This is a genomic window from Solimonas sp. K1W22B-7, from assembly GCF_003428335.1.
Classification (GTDB): domain Bacteria; phylum Pseudomonadota; class Gammaproteobacteria; order Nevskiales; family Nevskiaceae; genus Solimonas_A.
The window spans coordinates 2,442,184-2,461,940 of the sequence record NZ_CP031704.1 but is presented as its reverse complement, the minus strand read 5'-3'; the positions used below and the strand labels follow the sequence as shown (position 1 = coordinate 2,461,940).

Genomic DNA, 19,757 nt, shown 5'->3' with positions numbered 1-19,757 from the left:
TTATACGGGATGGAGGCCGGTGAACCGGCGCTCAGAAGGCTCTTTCAGAGCCCCAGGCGGGAGGTATCGCCCTTGCCCTGGCGCATCAGCTGCACCCCGCCGCCGCTGAGGTCCAGCACGGTGGTCGGCTCGGTGCCGCAGTTGCCGGCGTCCAGCACCAGGTCCACCTCGCGCATCAGCCGCTGGCGGAAGTCCTGGGGGTCGCTCACCGGGCCGTCCTCGTCCGGGAACTGCAGGGTGCAGGAGATCAGCGGCTCGCCCAGGGTCTCCAGCAGGGCCTGGGCCACCACGTGCTCCGGCACGCGGATGCCCACGGTCTTGCGCTTCTCGTGGGCGATGCGCTTGGGCAGTTCCTTGGTCGCTTCCAGGATGAAGGTATAGGGCCCCGGTGTCAGCGACTTGAGCAGGCGGAACTGCTGGTTGTCGACGCGGGCATAGGTCGCGATCTCCGACAGGTCGCGGCAGACCAGGGTGAACTGGTGGTGGCGGTCGAAGTCGCGGATGCGGCGCAGGCGCTCGGCCGCCTCGCGGTCGTCCAGGTGACAACCCAGGGCATAGCAGGAGTCGGTAGGCCAGGCGATCACCGCGCCCTCGCGCAGCCGCTCGGCGGCCTGCGTGAGCAAGCGCTTCTGGGGATTCTGGGGGTGCAGCTCGAGCCATTGGGCAGTCATCCGGTCATCTTAATGCAATCAGCGAACCGTTCATCCCGAGTAGCCCGCGAAGCGTGCGTATCGAGGGACGCACCGATCATCCAATGACACCATCCTGCAGCAAGCGGCTTACAATGCGCGCATGAAATTCCTGCTCGACTCCCTGCCTGCGCTGGTCTTCCTCGGCGCCTATTTCCTGTTCGACGTCTACGCCGCCACCATCGCGCTGATCGTCTCCCTGTTCCTGCTGGTGGCGTACTACGGGTTCACCGAGAAACGCCTGCACAAGGCGCATTTCGTGACAGCGCTGATTGCACTGGCGCTGGGCGGGCTGACGCTGTACCTGCGCAACGCCACCTTCATCCAGTACAAGCCCACCCTGGTCTACGGCATCTTCGCCCTGGCCCTGGCCGGCAGCCATCTGGTCGGCGACAAGGTGCTGCTGCAGCGCATGGGCGAAAAGTCCTTCGCCCTGCCCGATCCGGTCTGGCGCAAGGTCAACGTTGCCTGGGTGGTCTACTTCGCATTCAGCGCCGCACTCAATATCTGGGTGGCAAAGACCTTCAGCTACGACACCTGGATGCTGTTCAAATTTCCGGGCACCCTGATCCTGATGTTCGTGTTCATGCTGGCGCATGCACCCTTCCTGTCGCCTTACCTGCAGGAGCAGAAGTGATGCTCTACGCAATCTGGGGCGTGGACGTGCCCGACAGCCTCGCCGGCCGCCTGGCCACGCGCCCGGCGCACGTCGAGCGCATCAAGCTGCTGGTCGCCGAAGGCCGCCTGGTGCTGGCCGGCCCACGCCCCAGGGCCGACGCCGCCGACGCGCCGCAGGCCGGCTTCCACGGCAGCCTGATCGTCGCCGAATTCCCCAGCCTCGAAGCCGCCAAGGCCTGGGCCGAGGCCGACCCCTACCTCGCCGCCGGCGTCTACGAGCGCGTGGAAGTCACGCCCTTCGTACAGGCCCTGCCATGAACCGCGTCGAACGCATCCGCGACTGCCTGCTGCAGGCCTTCGCACCGGTGGAACTGGCGGTGGAAGACGAAAGCCACCTGCATGCCGGCCACGCCGGCGCCGCCACCGGCCGCGGACACTTCCGCGTCAAGATCGTGTCCGCCGCCTTCGAAGGCCAGGGGCACGTCGCGCGCCACCGCCAGGTCTACGCCGCGCTGGGCGAGATGATGCAGACGGATATCCACGCGCTGGCCATCAGCGCGCGAACTCCCAGCGAAGCCTGAGCCTCACCCGTGGGAGCGACGCAAGTCGCGATCCTGTCCTCCCATGACTGGTGTCCCGAGCTGGAAGTTCGCTGCAATAGTCCCCTCTCCCGCCTGCGGGAGAGGGTGCCCAGAGGGCGGGAGAGGGTTTCTGTAAATCTCCCTGCGACTAGTCCGGGCTAGATTTGAAGTCAGATGAAGTACCCCGAAGTGGTCCGTTTCTAGTTTTAAACACTACGGAACACGGGATGACGTAATCCTCTATGCGGCACGTCCATTTCGCAACGCTTTGTAGTTAGCAGTTAGCAACACTGCCAGAGCTAGAACCCCTGCAAAGTGAAAGAGCCGTTCTTCAAAAGGAGGAAGAAGGCGCTGCTCGTATTCCCCGTATAAGTATACCGTCGCCAAAAAACATGCGCCCCACGCAAGAATGGCTGAAGCACATGCAGCCCAACGATTAAATCTGATGTGACCTATGGCAAGTATTGTGAGGATGCTTACACACGCGACGCCAAAGCCAGTAAAGACACCGCGAGTTGCCATCGTCCATGCAATTACGATTGCTCCAATTAGTAGCAGAGCACCAAACAAGTAGTTTGCAACTATCCAAAAGCGCGTCATACCTCTATGTGTGCAGCCACACGCACCTTCAGTCATTCCATCCCATCCGCCTTGAGCACTTGGCCCTTTTAATTTTCTATTTTTACCCCGAGAAGCCTTTCCACCTCCTTAGGGTTTAGTTTGCCGCACCGGATCATATGGTTGCAGTAGTCTTCAACGGTTCCAATAACTGTTTTATCAGAAGCAAACTCCTTCATGATGTGCTTATCCGCAACATCGTGAATATCATCACTGACCTTGTCGAGTTCATTTCTCCGAAAGTCAGAGACAAAGCTTGACTTAAGATCGACATCAAAGCGATGGAAGGGGCGCAGGCTCTCCAAGGGAACTTTGAATATCTCTGCAAGCCTGCAAAGTGCATGATCCCGAATCATCTTATCTAGTTCGCCCACGTAATCTTCGCTGTTTTTGACACAGGCAGCTCATGTAGGTTGGACTGAGCGCAGCGATGTCCAACGTGCAATGGTCGGATTGTTGGACATCGCTGTGCTCAGTCCAACCTACGAGCTTTGGGCAGTCCAACCTACGCGCTTTCACAGGCCATTCTTCGCCAACTCATCTTTGGCCAGTTTATGCACAATCCAGAGGATAGCTATGAAGCCCAAGAGAACCAGCAACGTCCAGATTGGATATCCCCATTTTCGCCCATTGAATGCAACGTCGTAGATCGCGAGAAAACAGAACAAGACGCAGATGACACCCATCACCATGCTTGCAACTCGCATGTAATGAAACACCGCTCTGCGATAAGTGTCTCTATTCATGTTCCTCTCATCCCATGCCTATACGCGGGAATGGCGCCGTTTCGCTATGCGCTAGATGCCCTCGGTTGATCATGCTGTCAGCATTTCAAGAGTCGCGACCGGCGGGTCAAAGACCCGCCCTAGTCGGGCTGATTCAGGATCGCTGAGCGCCAGCCTCGGCACCAAAAAACTAGTGAGGGGATATGAATTTTCTCACTACTTTTGTTCTGGACACTCTTTCCTCAGATGCGCTAACACTAGCCGCAGCACATCGTCCCGTCCCTTTGCACGGATAATTTTCAACAAATATAGCGTTGACTCTTTTTTACACCTTAACCTCGCGCCGCGTTTGAGCAGAATGTTCATTGATTCCAGCTGTCCTTCAAATGCAGCCCAATACAATGCCGTACCCACGTCATGGTCCGTGGCGTTTATATCTGCGCCTGCTACAAGAAGCGCTTCAATCGCGGCTATGTTCCCTCTTTTTGATGCCGCCATAAGAGGAGTAATGCCAGAATCGAACAAGTGAAAATTTACATCGGCACCATTCCGCAAAAGTTCCTGAATTTTTTCCACGTCTCCATCGCCTGAGGCGGTAACGAGTGTTCTATTTGCATCCGAGGAACATCCCCAAAAAGAGAATCCTAGTATCAAATAAATTGCAAAAAGACGCGGAAATTTTTTCATTCCTATCGACTACTTTGGATTGAAGCTAGATAAATTCGCAGGAACGCTCCCGTTTCGCGGAATATTCACGGTTATCCCAGGCAAATTATTCATTGCCCTGCGAATCCCTTCTGGAAAGGATGAGGTGGCCAGCGGATCTCTGACAGGAATATCTGCTGCACGTAACGCATCGCCAGTTCTGACTGCGCAGTTATCGAAGTAGCCAACGCCGTTCCTATCGGAGAATTTCTTTAAGTAGTCGAGGGTCTCTCGCTCCTGCTCCGTGGTGGTAGGGATTATCCTAATTTCAGTATCTCGAAGGGGTGCTTGGCGCTCAAGATAGTCAGTTAAAGACGACCCTAGATTGGTGTCGTTACCAAAGCTATAAACACCAGCGCCGGTGACGGCAATAGCCGCGTGTCCAAACGGATTTCCCGATGTGGGGCCATTAACAACGATAGCTATCTCAAGCCCAAATGGATCCACGTAGTTAACTGAATCCCCTCCGACGTATGCGTAAAGATTCGAATCGCCGCCTCCAAAACCTATAGGGTCTTTTGCGGTCCATCGGGCAGTTTCGGGATCATAATCACGCGCGCCGAACCTCAATAGTTGTGTGTGTTGATCGTGGAGTCCGCCGGCAAATCCGAACGGCTGGAAGCCGGGATTTGTGTCCTGCGTTACCCCCCCGAATTCGTCGTAGTCCATTCTCTGAACCACCTCGCCAGTGTTGGCGTCAACGACAATCCTGGGACTACCTAGCTGGTCGCTAATGATTCTGTATGCTTGCCCACCCTTGACCATATAGCTCGGCACATTGCCCTTATCCGCGTACACAAAGCGTGCGACGACGTTGCCACTGCCATCCAGTTCCGCAATCGGATTGAGTTGATCCTGATAGACAAACCCTTGCACCGTAGTGCCGTTCACCTTCTTGGCAATACGCCGATTTCGGCCGTCCACGCGGTAGTCAATCACCACGTCTCCTGGCAACTCAACTCGCCATAGATTTCCCAGGGCATCGTAGTCATAGCGCGTGGTTGCAACGCCCTCGGTTCTGGTCTTGCGCTCGCCGTTGGCATTGTGGCTGTAGCTCACGGCCCCGTAGGTCAGTAGTCGGTCTTGGGCGTCGTAGGTCCCCTCAGTTGCATTGGCCCAGCGGCGGTTACCGTTGTCATCATAGACATAGGTCCGGGCGATAGCGCCATTGATCGTTACCTGGACGAGTCGGCCCGGTGTGTCGTACGCATAGCCATAGTTGACTTGCTCGCCCTGGACGGATTCCTGTTTCTCGGCGATACGGCCGAGTTCATCGCGAACGTAGTGAGCTGAATAGAGCGCATCGCCGTCATAGCTGGCCTGCTGATCTTCCAACTCGCCGAAGACGTTAAAGCTCTGGCTCGTATGCAAATCTCCCAGCGCGGTGGCTCGCAATAGCCCGTTCTGTGCGTCTGGAGTCAGGGTCATTTCGCCTGCCTGGATTAGCAGCCCATCAGCGTCGTAGTCGAAAGATACCGCTTCGCCATTGACGCTCAGACTGCGCAGCCAGAAATTGTTGTCGTAGCTACGCGAAACCGTGGCACTGAACAGACCACTGATGGATTCACTCGTCGGCAGAAAGCCATCGTAGGTGTAGCTAAGCGTTCCGCCCGGCGACTGCATGTTGCTGAGCTGCCCAGTCACCGGATGGTAGGAGTAGACAATCGCACCTGGCGCAGTGCTAAGCGATTGCAGCCTGCCACTGCCATCGTAGCTGAGTTCATACAGCTCGCCGTCAGGCCGCACGATCGAGGTCAGCTGCTTGTCGCGATTGTAGTGGTAGCGAGTCGCTATCTCGTCTTCATCCACCTCAGGCGGCAGGTATCCATCTACCTGATCGACGTTGTCATACTCATAGGCATGCAGTTCACTGCCCGGCGGCTTGAGCGCCGTCAGGTTGCCGTTGGGATCATGCCCGTACTCGACACGCCGGTTGCCGGGCAAAACCTCTGCTGTCAGGCGCCCCGCAGCGTCGTACTCAAAGCTTGTGGTTCGCTCCGCCGGATCGGTAGCGGAGGCGAGCCGGCCAGCCTGCGCCCCAGCATCGTCGCCATAGTAGGTGAAGCTCCATGCCCGCGCCGCTGCCCCGTTGCCTACAACCATGTCGCTGAGACGGCCGCGAGTGTCGTAACTGTAGTGAATTGGAGCCAGACCGCCACCCTGCACCAGCAACGCTCGCCCTTGCTCATCGACATCCTGGATCAGGGAACGCCCGCCAGCGGAAGTCCCCGTCCACCGGTTGGTGGCAGCATCGAAGCTCTGGGAGGACTGGCGGCCGTTGACCCCGATCAGGTCGGTTTGACTGATCAGACTCAAGGAGTCAGCAGGATTCTGGAGCTGAACGGTACGCTGCAAGGTCTGCTGCCGCATCAAGCCCGACGGAGTGGCGATACTGCGGTCCGTGATCAGCGGCGAGAACAGCTGGAATCGCGGATCTGGGCCCTCCCTAGCAGTGGTGACAGTGCCATCGGGTTCTTCAACGGTTGTCACGTCTGCAAGATACCGGCGCATGCTCGCGAGACCGTCCGGACCCTTGTCCGTATATACGCGGGCATTGAGTGCATCGAGTTGTACGGTGAAGCTTGAAACACGCCCCTCTCCGCTGGTCATGGTGGTGCGATAGCCGCTATCACCCAGGCTTTCCCGTGCGAGCTGCCACCCACCTTCATTCGGGGCCACATCGCTGTTGAGGCGGCCGTCGCCATCATATGCGTAGGCATTCGCATGCCCATTCGGCGTCTCGAAGCGAGTCAGCAAACCTGCACCGTCATAGTCCATGGACCAGCTGCTGCCATTGGGATAGGTCAGCGATGCGAGGTCGCCATTTCCGTCCACAGTCACGGTAGTGCGCTGTCCATCCGGCGCAACGATAGCTGTAGCTTCACCCCTGCCATCACGCTCAATGGTAGTGACGTTGCCGTCAGCATCCGTCAGTGTCAGCAGCCGGTTTTCGGCATCGTACCCAAAGGACAACAGGATTGCCCCCGTGTAGGCATTCAGTGTCCTTTGATGGAATCCGTATTTGTTGAAGACGTAGACTTCCGATCCGTCAGACGACGGAACGTTGACGGATTCAGCATCCGCGGGGAATCCGATGAAGCTTTCGGAGGTAATCTTGCGGACGCGTTGATTGCCGGTTTCGGCCGTATAGATATTGCCAGCGGCATCCACGCTGATTCCGAAGACACAGCCCATGTCTGCGGCGGTGGGCAGTCCGCCGTCACCGGAAAAACCACCGGGATCCTTACCGGCAACAGTGGAAATGATTCCCCTGACGTCAATTTTCCGCACTCGAGCATTGGCACAATCGGCGATGTAGATGTTTCCTATCGCATCCACATCAATGCCATAGGGGAAATTTAGACCTGCGATAGTTGCCAGCCCACCGTCGCCAGAGAATTCCGACTGATCGGTCCCCGCTACTGCCTCAATAATGCCATCCGGACGAACCCGACGAACTCTATAGAGAGCTTCGGCAATATACAGATTGCCTGCAGCATCGACAGCTATGTCATCCGGTTTGTCGAGTTGTGCTTCTGTTGCGGGCCCACCGTTTCCGAACCGACCACGCTCGCCGGTACCCGCCACCGTTGTGATGATTCCGTCTGAATCAATCTTTCGAACACGATGCGCATATGTGTCGGCAACATAGATATTTCCCATGGCATCGATTGCCACAGCTTGGGGCGAGGTTAGTTCTGCTGCTGTCGCGGGGCCGCCATCACCAGAAAACCCTGGCGCCCCGGTGCCCGCAATGGTGGTAATGATTCCACTGGGACTCACTTTCCGAATGAGCGCGTTGTAGGTATCCGCGATATAGACGTTACCCGCTGCGTCCACGTCGACCCCGAACGGGGTGTGCAGATAGGCCTGCGTTGCGAGGCCACCGTCGTCGTTAGTATTCCTCCATCCGTTCTGGCCCATGCCCGCGAACCTGGTAATGATGCCGTTTCGGTTCACCTTGCGAACTGAGCCCGCATCCATATCAGTTATGTAGAGGCTGCCATCAGGTCCGGCTACCACGTCGCCAGGACGCACCAGATGAGCATCAGTTGCGGGGCCTCCATCACCATAGGAAGGTCGGAACGCACCACCGCCCGCCACTGTTTCTATGTGGGCTGCGAGTTGCGAACGCCGGCCATCACCGAAGTGAAGGCTACCGCGGCTAGGCTCATACGCGTGATGCGGGTTGAGCGACCAAGTTCCCACACTCTGCTGAGCCTTGAATTTGAACGGAGACTCCATGGAAACCGCCCATTCAACGAATACGTCGGCTGAGTCGCAGCCGTCATTCCGGACGCCAAGGATTGCATCAGCATCTCCGATGGTAGCCCAGGCATTCTGGACTCCCGCGAGGGTCGCGTAATACTGGCAAGGATAATGGTGAACGAGCTTTACCTTGGCGTCGTGGGTTCCGAATTGCTTGCGGTGATACCCGTCATATCCAGTCCAGGTGAAGTTGTGAAACAGGTTTGGGGCTCCCGGATAGTTCGTGACATATTTCCTGCCTGCAATCTCGATCTCAACGCTTATGGACTTTAGGCTGGCCGGCTGTGCGGCACCGTCAGTGAGGCGAATGCGCATGGAGTTCTTGGCGTATCCCGGAACCCTGTCGCTGCCGTAGGTCAAGGACAACGCGGTTCCGGGAATAGGCAGGTGCTCTTTGAGCGACCGGGTTTGCGCACTGATGACACACCCGCTCTTATCGCATTCCTCATCAGAGTCCTTGGGCTCGTGCTTGTCGCTTTTATCGGGTGACTCACGTGGCGGCTTCCTGGCGTCCATCGGCGGTCCATATGGCCAATTCCAGTCATCCGGCGTGAAATGGGAGATCGGGCTGCGCCACATGCTTTTCCCGACCGAGTAGAGCTGTGCCAGCTGCTGGAGTTCCGGCTGCGTGATACCCAGGGCATCCAATGCAGCCTGGGTAGCGGCTTGGCCATTTCCGGTCACGTCGAGCACTGCCCTGCCGGACTGAGTGCCGATGATCTTGACTACCTTTCCATTCTCGCTCGCACGCCAAACACCGGCCTGACGATCGTAGTAGCCAACAGGAACGGTCTGTCCGGCGGGGAAATTCAGGAAATTGTCGATGTAGACGATGACCGGCTTGCTGAAGCGCACCGTGGTGGCGCCCGCGGCAACGGCCTGATCGACACTCAACTCCGCAGCATAGGTGTACCCGGATGTCCGGGGCAGATTGCCAGGCATGGCCTGAGAGCCATTGGAACCGACCGTGTACTCCGTGGCCCGGACATTCATTTGCGTCAGAGCCTGCTGCTGGCCGTTCGGCAGCTCCATCTGCGCTGTCATCCCGGATGGGAAGAGCATCGTCGCTTGGCGAGATCCTGAAGCGTCGTTTGTCACACTGCTTCTTGCGACCTGGAACGACTGTGACTGGTCAGCCAGATTGATCTCGGTCACCTGCGGATCGAAACCGATCATCACGACGTCGTCTGCCCACTTGTAGGACTTCCAACCCGGGCTGACCTGGCGCTGCAGCGGCAGGTATCCATTCTTCTGATAGTCCAGTGTCAGCGTTGCTCCACCATTGACCGCCAGATCGAAGACACCATCTGTTCGCGTCAGGGTCTGGCCGAACTCCGGGTGATTGAGCACCTTGACGACCACGCCCGAAAGTGCGGCTCCGGCTCGCGTACGTACCTGTCCCCGCAAGACCGCGACACGATCCGGGTAGATAGTGGCACTGGCGACACCGGTCTGGATCGGGCTGCCACCGGTGTACAAGAAATCCACCGTGGACGCAAAGGGCGTGCTGCCATTTTCGACCAGCGGAGGTGCCACCGTTGAAGGATCGGGCGGCGGGCTGACGCCCGCAACGGTTCGTTCAAGCTGGCCACTGCGATTACCGGCCGCATCTTCGGAAACTATCTTCAGTACATCGTCTGGCGCGGCCTGGACCACCAGAGAGAAGCTGCCGTCCGCGTTTGCTCGGACGGTGAAGCGCTGCCCGGTACGTACATTTGTGACGACGACATTGATCCCGCCCTCAACCGCACCCGCTCCGCCCGTGACCGTCGTGTTTCCGCCAACGGAGGGACTCATGGCAATGCCTGAGTCATTGGGCAGGGGCGGAGGAACGGTGTCCACCGTGAAAGTAACGGTGGCAGTTTCAGAACGATTTCCCGCCATGTCTGCAACACTTGCCGCCACTGCGGCCGTGCCATCCGCCGGCAGTTGGGCCAGGGTGCAGGTGCTTCCTCCTGCCGCATGAGTACATGCAACCGCATTCGCAACGCCGTTGGCGCTGATTTCTATGGAACTTGGATCAACCCCCGATCCAAGATCAACGTACTGCAGGACCACCAGCGGCTTGCGCGTGGCCACTTGCGCTTCGGCAAGCGGCGAAGTGATCGACAGGTCGGGTGGAATCAGATCACCCATCGGCGCGACAGCGTATAGCTGCGGGAGAAATCCAGCTCCTATGGTTGCCGCAGTGACGTTGAACTGCAGCGTTCCGGCGGAATCAACGTATCGCAAAGTATCCTTGGCCAGAACCCAGACACCACCTCTGCTCAGGTCGATTGCAAGGCTGCTGATGTACTTCGGCAACAGGCCTGGAAAGGGAGTGACACTGGCAGCCACAGCACCCGCTGCGCTGACGTGCTGAAGAGTGGTTCCGTCCGCGACCCAGGCGCCTCCCTGCTGATCGGCACGAACACTACGCAGACTACCGCGGGCGACGTCCAGGGTGCGGCTGCCATCCGCCGAGTAGCGGCGCAACCGCTTGCTCAGAGCAACCCAAAGCTCGTTCGACGTGGGGTCATAGTCGATGGCTCGCAGCGGCATCCTCTCTCCGGTAGCCAGCACGGGCAATGTGGCAACCACCTGGCCGCTTGCATCGAACGCCTTGAGTTTGCGGCACTGAGCAACCCAGGTGCGATTCTGCTGGCGATCATAAGCAACATCCACCGCCACACCATCGAGAGTGACCTCGGCGAGTTTCTGACCCGCGAAGTCGAACTTGAACAGGCGATTGGCCACAGCCAGCCACACGGCGCCGTCCACCGGCTCGACCGCCAACGCGGGCATCGGGAACGACGGCGAATCGGGGGCGAGCGCCGGAATCGCCCCCTCTCCAGAGCACTGCAGGTCTTCTTGCACCAGGGGCGGCAGCAAGGGAAACGGCAAGGTCAGCATGCCGCTGATCTGAGGCAAGGCAATCGTCTTCTGGACTGCGCCATCCAATCCGAGTCGGAGTAACCGATGACTGGAATAGACCCACATGACTCCACCGCGCTCGTCGATCGCGGCTGCGCGCACATCCGTCAACTGCGTAAGTCGAGCCAACCGCTGTCCCGTGGCCGGATCAAGCTTAACTAGTGCCGTCTTTTCACCGATCCAGAGGGCTTCCCCCTCGGATTGAGCGTGGGACTGAGTAGTCATACACATGGCAAGCGCCAAGAAGAACGCCTTGCCGAAAGCGAATCGCGACCCCATGAAATTCCCCAATCAAGGGCGATCTGCGCCGCCCGAAGTTCCTGCTTCGGGCTCATATCAACTCATGGGCAGAGCTTCGTCAACGTGACGATGCCGTCAGGTTGGAGAGTTCACATGCATCCGGAATGGAGCCGAGGCCCAAAAAGAAATGCCGGCTTGCGCTGGCATTTCCTTGACCATTCCGGTCATCCGCAAGGATGCATCGCGCGTCGGGCGAAGCCTGAGGCCGAGGCCGTGGCTGATGGCTAACTCAGGCTGAGATCGAGTCAGACTCTGCCATAGCCATAGCAGGTGCGATGCGCGGTCGATGTAAAAAAGATCGCGACTTGCGTCGCTCCCACAATAGCTCGTGTATGTAGGTTGGACTGAGCGCAGCGATGTCCAACGCGCGATGGTCGGATTGTTGGACATCGCTGCGCTCAGTCCAACCTACATGCGGCACATGCCCCTGTAGCTCAGGCCGGGCCCTGCCCGTCCACCTTCGCCGCCGGCAAACCCCGCACCCACACATCCCGTTGCGGAAACGGGATGTCGATGCCCTCGCGCTTGAAGGCCTCGACGATCGCATAGCGCAGGTCGCTGGATACGGACAGGCGCTGGTCCACTTCCAGCACGTAGGCGCGCAGTTCGAACATCAGTGCGTTCTCGCCGAAATCCACCAGGTACACCGCCGGGCCGATCAGCCCGCTGATCTGGTTCTCGCGCACCACGTGCGGGTTGGCAAACGCCAGGCGCAGCAGGACGCGCCGCACCTTGTCGGGATCCGAGCCGTAGGCCACGCCCAGTTTGATGACCACGCGGCCGTAGGGGTCGCGCAGGTCGCGGTTGCGCAGCGGGTTGGACAGCAGGTCGGAGTTGGGGATGATCACCGACTCGCGCTCGGCGGTCTGGATCTCGGTGGAGCGGATGCGGATCTTGCGGACGATGCCCTCGGTGCCGGACACGAAGATGTAGTCGCCGGTGCGCACCGGGCGCTCGAACAGCAGGATCAGGCCCGAGATGAAGTTGTTGACGATGTTCTGCAGGCCGAAGCCGATGCCGACCGACAGCGCGCCGGCGACGATCGCGATCTTGCTGAAGTCCAGGCCCGCTACCGACAGGCCGGCGATCGCCGCGATCAGGAAGGTGACGTAGCCGAACAGCGTGGCCAGCGATTCGCGCGTGCTGAATTCGATGCCGGTCCGCGGCAGCCAGCCGAATTCCATCTTCTTCTTGAGCCAGCGCGTGAAGGTGAACAGCAGCACGAACCACAGTGCGCCCATCAGCAGCTTGCCCGGCACCACGGTGGTCTTGCCGAAGGTGATGCCGTCGCTGAACACTGCCACCAGCAGGTCGCGCGCCTCGTCGTGCAGGCCCCAGATGCGCAGGACCGCGTGCGCCACGATCGGCCACAGCACCAGGTGCATGGCCAGCAGCAGCCAGAACAGTTCGCCGATGCTGCGGTTGGGCGCCACCCCCATCCACACACGCAGGCGCCGCTGCCAGGAATAGCGGCCGGCGTTGAGCGTGCGGAACAGCTTGTGCAGCAGCCAGGCCCAGGCCAGCGCGCCCAGCAAGACCAGCACGCTCCACTTGAGCGGCTCCTGGCTCATGTACTGGAACAGCGTCTCGATCCATTCGCGCAGGCGAATCATGCGGCCTCCCCCGCCAGCAGCTTCTGCAGGGCAGCATAGTCCAGCACCGTGACGCCGAGTTTCTCGGCCTTGGCCAGCTTGGAACCCGCGGCCTCTCCCGCCACCAGGAAGTCGGTCTTGGCCGACACCGAGCCGCTGACCTTGCCGCCGGCCGCCTCGATCTGCGCCGCCACCTCGTCACGCGACGCCGGCAGGGTGCCGGTGATGACCAGGGTCCGGCCGCTCAGCGGCCCGCCCGCGCTGGCCGCACGCGGTGCGGCGTCGCCGATCAGGCCGAAGGCGGTGAGCTGTGCCTCCAGGCCCAGCAGGTGCTCGCGACGCGACATGTCGGCGAAATGTGCCTGCAGGGTTGCGGCGGTCTTCTCGTCGAGCAGGGCGGTCAGCGCCGGCATGTCGTCGATGCGCGCCAGCAGGCCGGCGGCGGTGCCGAGGCCGGAGGTCAGCTTGTCGGCCTTGACCGGCCCCAGGCCCTTGACCTGCTGCTGCGCCAGCAGCATGCCCAGCGAGCAGCGGTCGGCGATCTCGGCCGACACCGGGTGCTCGCCGGAGAGGGTGAGCTGCGCCAGCAGCGCGTCGACCGCGGCGGCGTTGTGCGAGTCGGCGAAGAAGGAGCGAATCTCCTCGGAGGCCGCCACGCCAATGCCTTCCACCAGGGTCAGCACCTCGGGCAGCGCCTCGCGGATGCGGGCAAAGGCGCCCAGGTGTTTCGCCAGGTCCTTGGCGGTGGTCTCGCCCACGGAGGGGATTCCCAGCGCGTAGACCAGGCGTGGCAACGCCAGTTCGCGGCGCGCGGCGATGGCCTCGATCATCTTGGCCGGCGCCACTTCCGCCGACTTGTACAGCTGGGCGATGTCGGCCACTTCCAGCGTGAACAGGTCGGCCGGCGTGCGCAGGCGCTCGCGCTCCACCAGTTCGGAAATCAGCGCCTCGCCGATGCCGTCGATGTCGGCGGCCTTGCGCGAGACGAAATGCTGCAGCGCCTGCTTGAGCTGCGCCTTGCACACCAGGCGGCCGATGCAGCGATAGGCCACGCCCTCGGGATCGCGCCGCACCTCGGAACCGCAGACCGGGCAGACAGCCGGCATCAGCACCGGGCGGGCATCGGCCGGGCGCAGGGCCAGCACCACTGCCTTCACTTCCGGGATCACGTCGCCGGCGCGGCGCACGATCACGGTATCGCCGATGTGCACGTCCTTGCGCGCCACCTCGTCCATGTTGTGCAGCGTGGCGTTGGACACGTTGGCGCCGCCGACGAACACCGTGCGCAGGCGCGCCGTCGGCGTCAGCACGCCGGTGCGGCCGACCTGGAAGTCGACGTTCTCCAGCAGCGTCTGCGCTTCCTCGGCGGGATACTTGTGCGCCACCGCCCAGCGCGGCGCGCGCGAGACGAAGCCCAGTTCCTCGCGGCCGGCAAGATCGTCGAGCTTGTAGACCACGCCGTCGATGTCGAAAGGCAGCGAGGCGCGCTGGGCGCCGATCTCGCGGTAGTAGGCCAGGCAGCCCTCGGCACCCTCGACACGGCGCACCAGTTCCGATACCGGGAAACCCCAGTCGCGCAGCTGCTGCAGCATGTCGGTGTGCGTGCGCACGCCCGGCGGCTGGCCCTGGGCAAGGCCATAGGCATAGAACGCCAGCGGGCGCCTGGCGGTGATCGTGGAGTCGAGCTGGCGCAGACTGCCGGCGGCGGCGTTGCGCGGGTTGACGTAGAGCTTCTCGCCGCGGGCGGCGGCTTCCTCGTTCATGCGGCGGAAGCCTTCATGCGGCAGGTAGACCTCGCCGCGCACCTCTACCGTGCCGCGGCTGTCGCCCTGCAGGCGCAGGGGGATGCGGCGGATGGTGCGCAGGTTGTCGCTGATGTCCTCGCCGGTCTCGCCGTCGCCGCGGGTGGCGCCGTACGCGAAGACGCCGTCCTCGTAGACCAGGCTCACGGCCAGGCCATCGAGCTTGGGCTCGGCGGCATAGGCCACCGGGCTGCGGTTCAGGCCCTCGCGCACGCGGCGGTCGAAGTCGCCCAGTTCCTCTTCGCTGAAGCAGTTGTTGAGCGACAGCATCGGCACGCGGTGGCGCACCGATGCGAACTCGCTGCTGGCGACGCCGCCGACGCGCTGCGTCGGCGAATCCGCCGTGCGCAGTTCAGGATGCGCGGCTTCCAGTGCCTGCAGCTCGCGGAACAGGCCGTCGTACTCGGCGTCCGCGATGCTCGGCTGGTCGAGGACGTAGTAGCGGTGGTTGTGCCCCTGCAGCAGCAGCCGCAGTTCGGCGGCGCGCTCAGCAGGTCTCGCGGAACTGTTCACGCACGCCCCTAGGCTTGTGAAGAAAGCGTAGCGAGCGAAGGCAGGTTGCGTTCCGCCGGAGCCGCAGGAACCGGAGCGTACATCAGTACGTGAGGGTGAGGGCTTGTTCGGGCGAAGCACTGCTTCGCCAAGCCCGAACGAGCACCGCCGGAACGCAAGATGCCGAGCGTAGTAGCTTTATTCACGAGCCGATGCCGTTGCGCTGAGCCCAGGCGCCCACGTCGGCCTTGAGCGTGCGCGTGTTGTCCGGCGTCAGCGGCTGGCGGCTGGCGTCGAACACCTGGGCGTTGAGCGCGGCGGCCAGCGCCTGGGCGGTGGAGATCATGTCCTGCAGCGCCGCCGCCGGCTTGGCCGGCCCCGGCAGCAGCATGAACACAGTCAGGCCCGGGGTGGAGAAATCCTTCTGCTCGGCCGGATCCAGCAGGCCCGGCTTGACCAGGCTGGCCACCGAGAACACGGTCTTGCCGCCCTGCTGGCGGTGATAGATGCGGTGGTCGCCGTAGACCAGGCCCTGGGCCTGCAGCGCCAGGTGGATCTTGGGGCCGAAGATCGCGGTGCCCTCGCGCTCGGCGATCAGCAGCGTGACGATCTTCTCCTCGACCGGCGCGGCGGCGGGTGCCTCGGACGTCGCTTCTTCAGCTTCGGCCTCGCCGAACAGGCCGGGCTCGTTGCGCTTGCGCGGCTTGCCGACGCCGAACTCGTCGAACTCCCCGCCGCGGGAACCCTGGGCGAACATGTCCATCTGGTCGCTGCCCGGCTTGGCCACCACCGGCCGCGCGCCGCCGGCCCGCCCCGACGGCGGTTCCCAGTCGTTGGGCAGGCGGTTGCTGCGCCGGCTGATGACATACACCGCGATGACGGCGACGGCTCCCACGATCAGCAAGGCCCACTGCAAGGCGCTCATTCGGCTTTCTCGGTCTCGGCTGGGATGCTGGCGGTCATTTCCACTGCCTGGTCGATGTCCACGCTCACCAGGCGCGACACGCCCGGCTCCTGCATGGTCACGCCGTGCAGCTGCTTGGCCAGCTCCATGGTGATCTTGTTATGGGTAATGATAATGAATTGAACGCCTTGCGACATCTCCCGGACGATCTCGCAGAAACGGCCGACGTTGGCGTCGTCCAGCGGGGCGTCGACTTCGTCCATCAGGCAGAACGGCGCGGGGTTGAGCTGGAACAGCGCCAGCAGCAGGGCCACCGCGGTCATCGCCTTCTCGCCGCCCGAGAGCAGCTGGATTGAGCTGTTGCGCTTGCCCGGCGGACGCGCCATGACGCGCACGCCGGCGTCGAGCAGGTCGTCGCCGGTCAGCTCCAGGTAGGCCTCGCCGCCGCCGAACAGCTTGGGGAAGCGGTCGCGGAACACGGCGTCGACCTTGTCGAAGGTCTGCTTGAACAGCTCCTTGGTCTCGGCGTCCATCTTGCGGATCGCCTCCTCCAGGGTTTCCAGGGCGCCGTGAAGGTCGGCGTGCTGGTCGGCCAGGTACTGTGAGCGCTGCTGCGACTCTTCCAGTTCCTGGATGGCGGCGAGGTTGATCGCGCCCAGGCGGTCGATGCGGCGCAGGACCGAGGCCAGCTTCTCTTCCCAGCCCTGCAGTTCGGCCTCCTCGGCCAGGCCGGCGAACAGCTCCTCGCGATTGAAGCCGGTCTCGACGAACTGCTCGTCCAGGCTTTCGCGGTGGGCGCGCAGGTTTTCGAACTCCAGCTTGGCCTGCTGCAGCTTCTCCAGCGCCTCGTCCTTGGTGGACTCGGCATTGCGCGCGGTCTGGATGGTCTCGGTCAGGGACTTGTCCAGCGCCTCACCCTGCAGGCGCGCGTCACGCAGTTTCTCGCGGGCAGCGTTGACCGCGGCACGCGCGATCTCCACACCCTCGACCTGCTCGGCCAGCGGCGCGTCCAGCTCGCCGGCGCGGGCCTCCTCCTCGACCTTGCGCTCGATCATGCGCTCGCGGTTGGCGGCGATGTCCTGGATGCTCTGCTCCAGCGCCGCCACCGACGACACCTGGCTGGCCATGCGCACCTGCAGCTGGTTGCGCGCCGCCTGGGTCTGCTGCAGCACCACGCGGGCACGCTGCACCAGGTCGCGCTTGCGCGCCAGTGTCTGCTGCATCTCGGCGCGCTGGTTGCGCAGCTGCTGCGCCACGTCCTCCAGCGACACCAGGCGGCTCCTGGATTCCTCCAGTTCCATGGTCTGCAGTTCGCGCTGCTCGCGCAACGTCTCCAGCTCCTGCGCCAGCGCCGACTGGCGGCCCTGGGCCTGCTCCAGGCGCACGGCCTGGGCCTGGCGGAAGGCCAGCTTCTGCGCCTGGCGGTTGCGCGACTGGTCGAACTTGCCGGCCAGCTCGCGGCGCTCGGTCTCGAGGCTGCGGATGCGCTGGTGCAGCTCGCCCAGGCGCGTCTCATGGGTCTGCACGGCGGCAGACTGCTCTTCCACCTGCGCCTTGAGCTGCTTGAGCAGCTGGCCGCGGGCAATGACGCCGCTGCTGGCTTCGCCGCGCTTGGGGTAACGGATCCAGTTGCGGCCGCGCCAGATGCCGTCCGGCGTGATCACCGACTCGGCCGGCCCCAGGGTCTGGGCCATGGCCTCGGCTTCGCCGGGGTTGTGCGCGATCTGTACGGTCGACAGCAGGTCCAGCACCGCCTGCGGGCCCGTGACCTTGGCACCCAAGCCGGTGCTGGCGCTGCCGCCGGCCTGGTTGACCAGGGCGATGCCGGCCTTGGGCGATTCGCCGATGCTGCGCAGGCGCTCGACGAAGTCCGGCAGCAGCGGTGCCTGCAGCAGGCCTTCCAGCACCTGCTCCACGGCCGCTTCCCAGCCGCCTTCCACCTGCAGGGCCGTGGCCAGGCGCGGGGCCTCGGTCAGCTGCTGCTGGCGCAGCCACTGGTTCAGCTCGGCGTCGTCCTGGCGCAGCGCGGCCTGCTGCAGCGTCTCCAGCGAGGACATGCGGCCGCGCGCGCTCTGCAGGATCTGCCGCGACTCATGCAGCGCGTTCTCGGTCTGCGTGCGGTCGTCGCGCAGGGTCTGCAGGTCGACATCCAGGGTCTGCAGGCGTTCCTGCGCCACCTCGATCTCGTCGGCCAGCAGCTTCAGCTCCTGGTCGGCGTCGGCCAGGCTGAGCTGGATCGGCGTGACGTTGATCGCGCCGTGCTCGGCCTCGAGGCGCTTGTAGCGCTCGTCGGCCTGGAAGCGCGCGCGCTCCAGCTGCTGCACGCGGACGCGCTCGGCTTCCGTCTGCATCAGCGGCGTTTCGGCGTCCTGAGAGAAGCTGTCCCAGCGCTTCTGCTCGGCGTTGGCGTCGTCGTCGGACTCGATCAGGCTGGACTGCGCCGTCTCTTCCTGGTCGGCCGCCTGCTGTGCCTGGTCTTCCAGCTCGGCAGTGAGGCGCGCCGAATCCTGCAGGCGCTGCTGCTCGCGCTGCTGGCGCTGCTCCAGCTCCGCCACCTGGCGGGCCAGCTGCTCCAGCTCGCGCAGCTTCATCTGCTGCAGCTGGCGCGAATGGTTGAGGCCCTGCTCCTGGCGCGCCAGGCCGGCCTCGGCCTCGTAGACCTGGCTCTGTTCCTCGTTGAGCTTCTGTGCCTGCACGCGCTGCTCGATCTCGGCGGCGATGCGGGCGTCGGACAGCTCGCTGACGCGCAGGCGCGCGGCCTCCAGGGCCTGCTCCAGCTCGCCGATCGCGGTCTCGTGGCCGGCCGACTGCTGCTGCAGCGTGCGGATGCGCAGGGCCAGGATTTCGGCGCGCAGCTGCCGCTCGCCGCTCTTGAATTCCTTGTACTTCTCGGCGTTGGCGGCCTGCTTGCCCAGCACTTCCAGGCGCTGCTGGATTTCCGAGCGCAGGTCGTTGAGGCGCGCCAGGTTCTCGCGCGTGCCGCGGATGCGCGACTCGGTTTCCTTGCGGCGGTCCTTGTACTTGGAAATGCCCGCGGCCTCTTCCAGCCACTGGCGCAGTTCCTCGGGCTTGGCCGTGATCATGGTCGAGACCATGCCCTGCTCGATGATCGCGTACTGGTTCTTGCCGCCCAGGCCGGTACCGAGGAACAGGTCGGTGACGTCGCGCTTGAGGCACTTGCGGCCGTTGAGGAAGTACTGCGAACTGCCGTCGCGGGTCAGCTCGCGGCGCACCGAGATTTCGGCGTAGGCGGCGTACGGGCCGGCGATGGTGCCGTCGGAGTTGTCGAACACCAGCTCGACCATGGCGCGGCCCACGGGCTTGCGCGACTTGGAGCCGTTGAAGATCACGTCCTCGGAATCGGCGCCGCGCAGGTTCTTCATGCTGGTTTCACCCAGCACCCAGCGCACCGCGTCGATGATGTTGGACTTGCCGCAGCCATTGGGACCGACGACGGCGGTCAGGTTCGTCGGCAACGGCAGGGCCGAAGGGTCGACAAAGGATTTGAACCCGGCGAGTTTGATGCCAGAAAGACGCATGGATTGGTCG

Annotated in this window: 12 protein-coding genes; 3 read left to right on the top strand and 9 right to left on the bottom strand. The window is 62.5% G+C overall.

All coding sequences use genetic code 11. The features are described 5' to 3' along the window. Window positions 1-44 precede the first annotated feature (44 nt). On the bottom strand, window positions 45-671 hold the full coding sequence (locus D0B54_RS11245; RefSeq protein WP_117291419.1) for an L-threonylcarbamoyladenylate synthase: 627 nt from the start codon (window positions 669-671) through the stop codon (window positions 45-47). Window positions 672-792: 121 nt separating this feature from the next. Between D0B54_RS11245 and D0B54_RS11240 the strand changes: the two genes are divergently transcribed. From D0B54_RS11240 to D0B54_RS11230, 3 genes are read left to right on the top strand one after another with little or no spacing between them, the layout of a single operon-like run. After that, on the top strand, window positions 793-1,326 hold the full coding sequence (locus D0B54_RS11240) for an inner membrane-spanning protein YciB (protein WP_117291418.1): 534 nt from the start codon (window positions 793-795) through the stop codon (window positions 1,324-1,326). Continuing rightward, entirely contained in the window at window positions 1,326-1,625 is a 300-nt protein-coding gene (locus D0B54_RS11235; RefSeq protein WP_117291417.1) for a YciI family protein, read from the top strand. Before D0B54_RS11240 ends, D0B54_RS11235 begins: the two co-directional genes overlap by 1 nt. Continuing rightward, entirely contained in the window at window positions 1,622-1,888 is a 267-nt protein-coding gene (locus D0B54_RS11230) for a BolA family protein (RefSeq protein ID WP_117291416.1), read from the top strand. Before D0B54_RS11235 ends, D0B54_RS11230 begins: the two co-directional genes overlap by 4 nt. Window positions 1,889-2,556: 668 nt before the next feature. On the opposite strand, the gene D0B54_RS11225 is transcribed toward D0B54_RS11230, so the two are convergent. The 8 genes from D0B54_RS11225 to smc form a co-directional block, all read right to left on the bottom strand. Beyond that, window positions 2,557-2,880: a hypothetical protein gene (locus tag D0B54_RS11225; protein ID WP_205527328.1), complete on the bottom strand. Its 324-nt coding sequence runs from the start codon at window positions 2,878-2,880 to the stop codon at window positions 2,557-2,559. 141 nt (window positions 2,881-3,021) lie between these two features. Beyond that, window positions 3,022-3,252: a hypothetical protein gene (locus D0B54_RS11220; RefSeq protein WP_117291415.1), complete on the bottom strand. Its 231-nt coding sequence runs from the start codon at window positions 3,250-3,252 to the stop codon at window positions 3,022-3,024. A 195-nt stretch (window positions 3,253-3,447) separates the two neighbouring features. Then, window positions 3,448-3,918 carry an ankyrin repeat domain-containing protein gene (locus tag D0B54_RS11215; RefSeq protein WP_117291414.1) on the bottom strand — a complete coding sequence of 157 codons (471 nt, stop codon included), beginning with the start codon at window positions 3,916-3,918 and terminating at the stop codon, window positions 3,448-3,450. Window positions 3,919-3,927: 9 nt separating this feature from the next. Beyond that, window positions 3,928-11,397, bottom strand: a complete 7,470-nt coding sequence (locus D0B54_RS11210; RefSeq protein ID WP_117291413.1) for an NHL domain-containing protein — start codon at window positions 11,395-11,397, stop codon at window positions 3,928-3,930. Between the two features lie 455 nt (window positions 11,398-11,852). After that, window positions 11,853-13,031, bottom strand: coding sequence for a mechanosensitive ion channel family protein (locus tag D0B54_RS11205; RefSeq protein ID WP_117291412.1), 1,179 nt, complete (start codon window positions 13,029-13,031; stop codon window positions 11,853-11,855). Next, window positions 13,028-15,325, bottom strand: coding sequence for an NAD-dependent DNA ligase LigA (gene ligA / locus D0B54_RS11200; protein ID WP_117291411.1), 2,298 nt, complete (start codon window positions 15,323-15,325; stop codon window positions 13,028-13,030). Before ligA ends, D0B54_RS11205 begins: the two co-directional genes overlap by 4 nt. A 181-nt stretch (window positions 15,326-15,506) precedes the next feature. Then, a complete protein-coding gene (locus tag D0B54_RS11195) occupies window positions 15,507-16,229 on the bottom strand; it encodes a cell division protein ZipA C-terminal FtsZ-binding domain-containing protein (protein ID WP_117291410.1) in 723 nt (240 codons plus the stop codon). Continuing rightward, window positions 16,226-19,747, bottom strand: coding sequence for a chromosome segregation protein SMC (smc, locus tag D0B54_RS11190; protein WP_117291409.1), 3,522 nt, complete (start codon window positions 19,745-19,747; stop codon window positions 16,226-16,228). Before smc ends, D0B54_RS11195 begins: the two co-directional genes overlap by 4 nt. Between the last annotated feature and the right edge of the window lie 10 nt (window positions 19,748-19,757).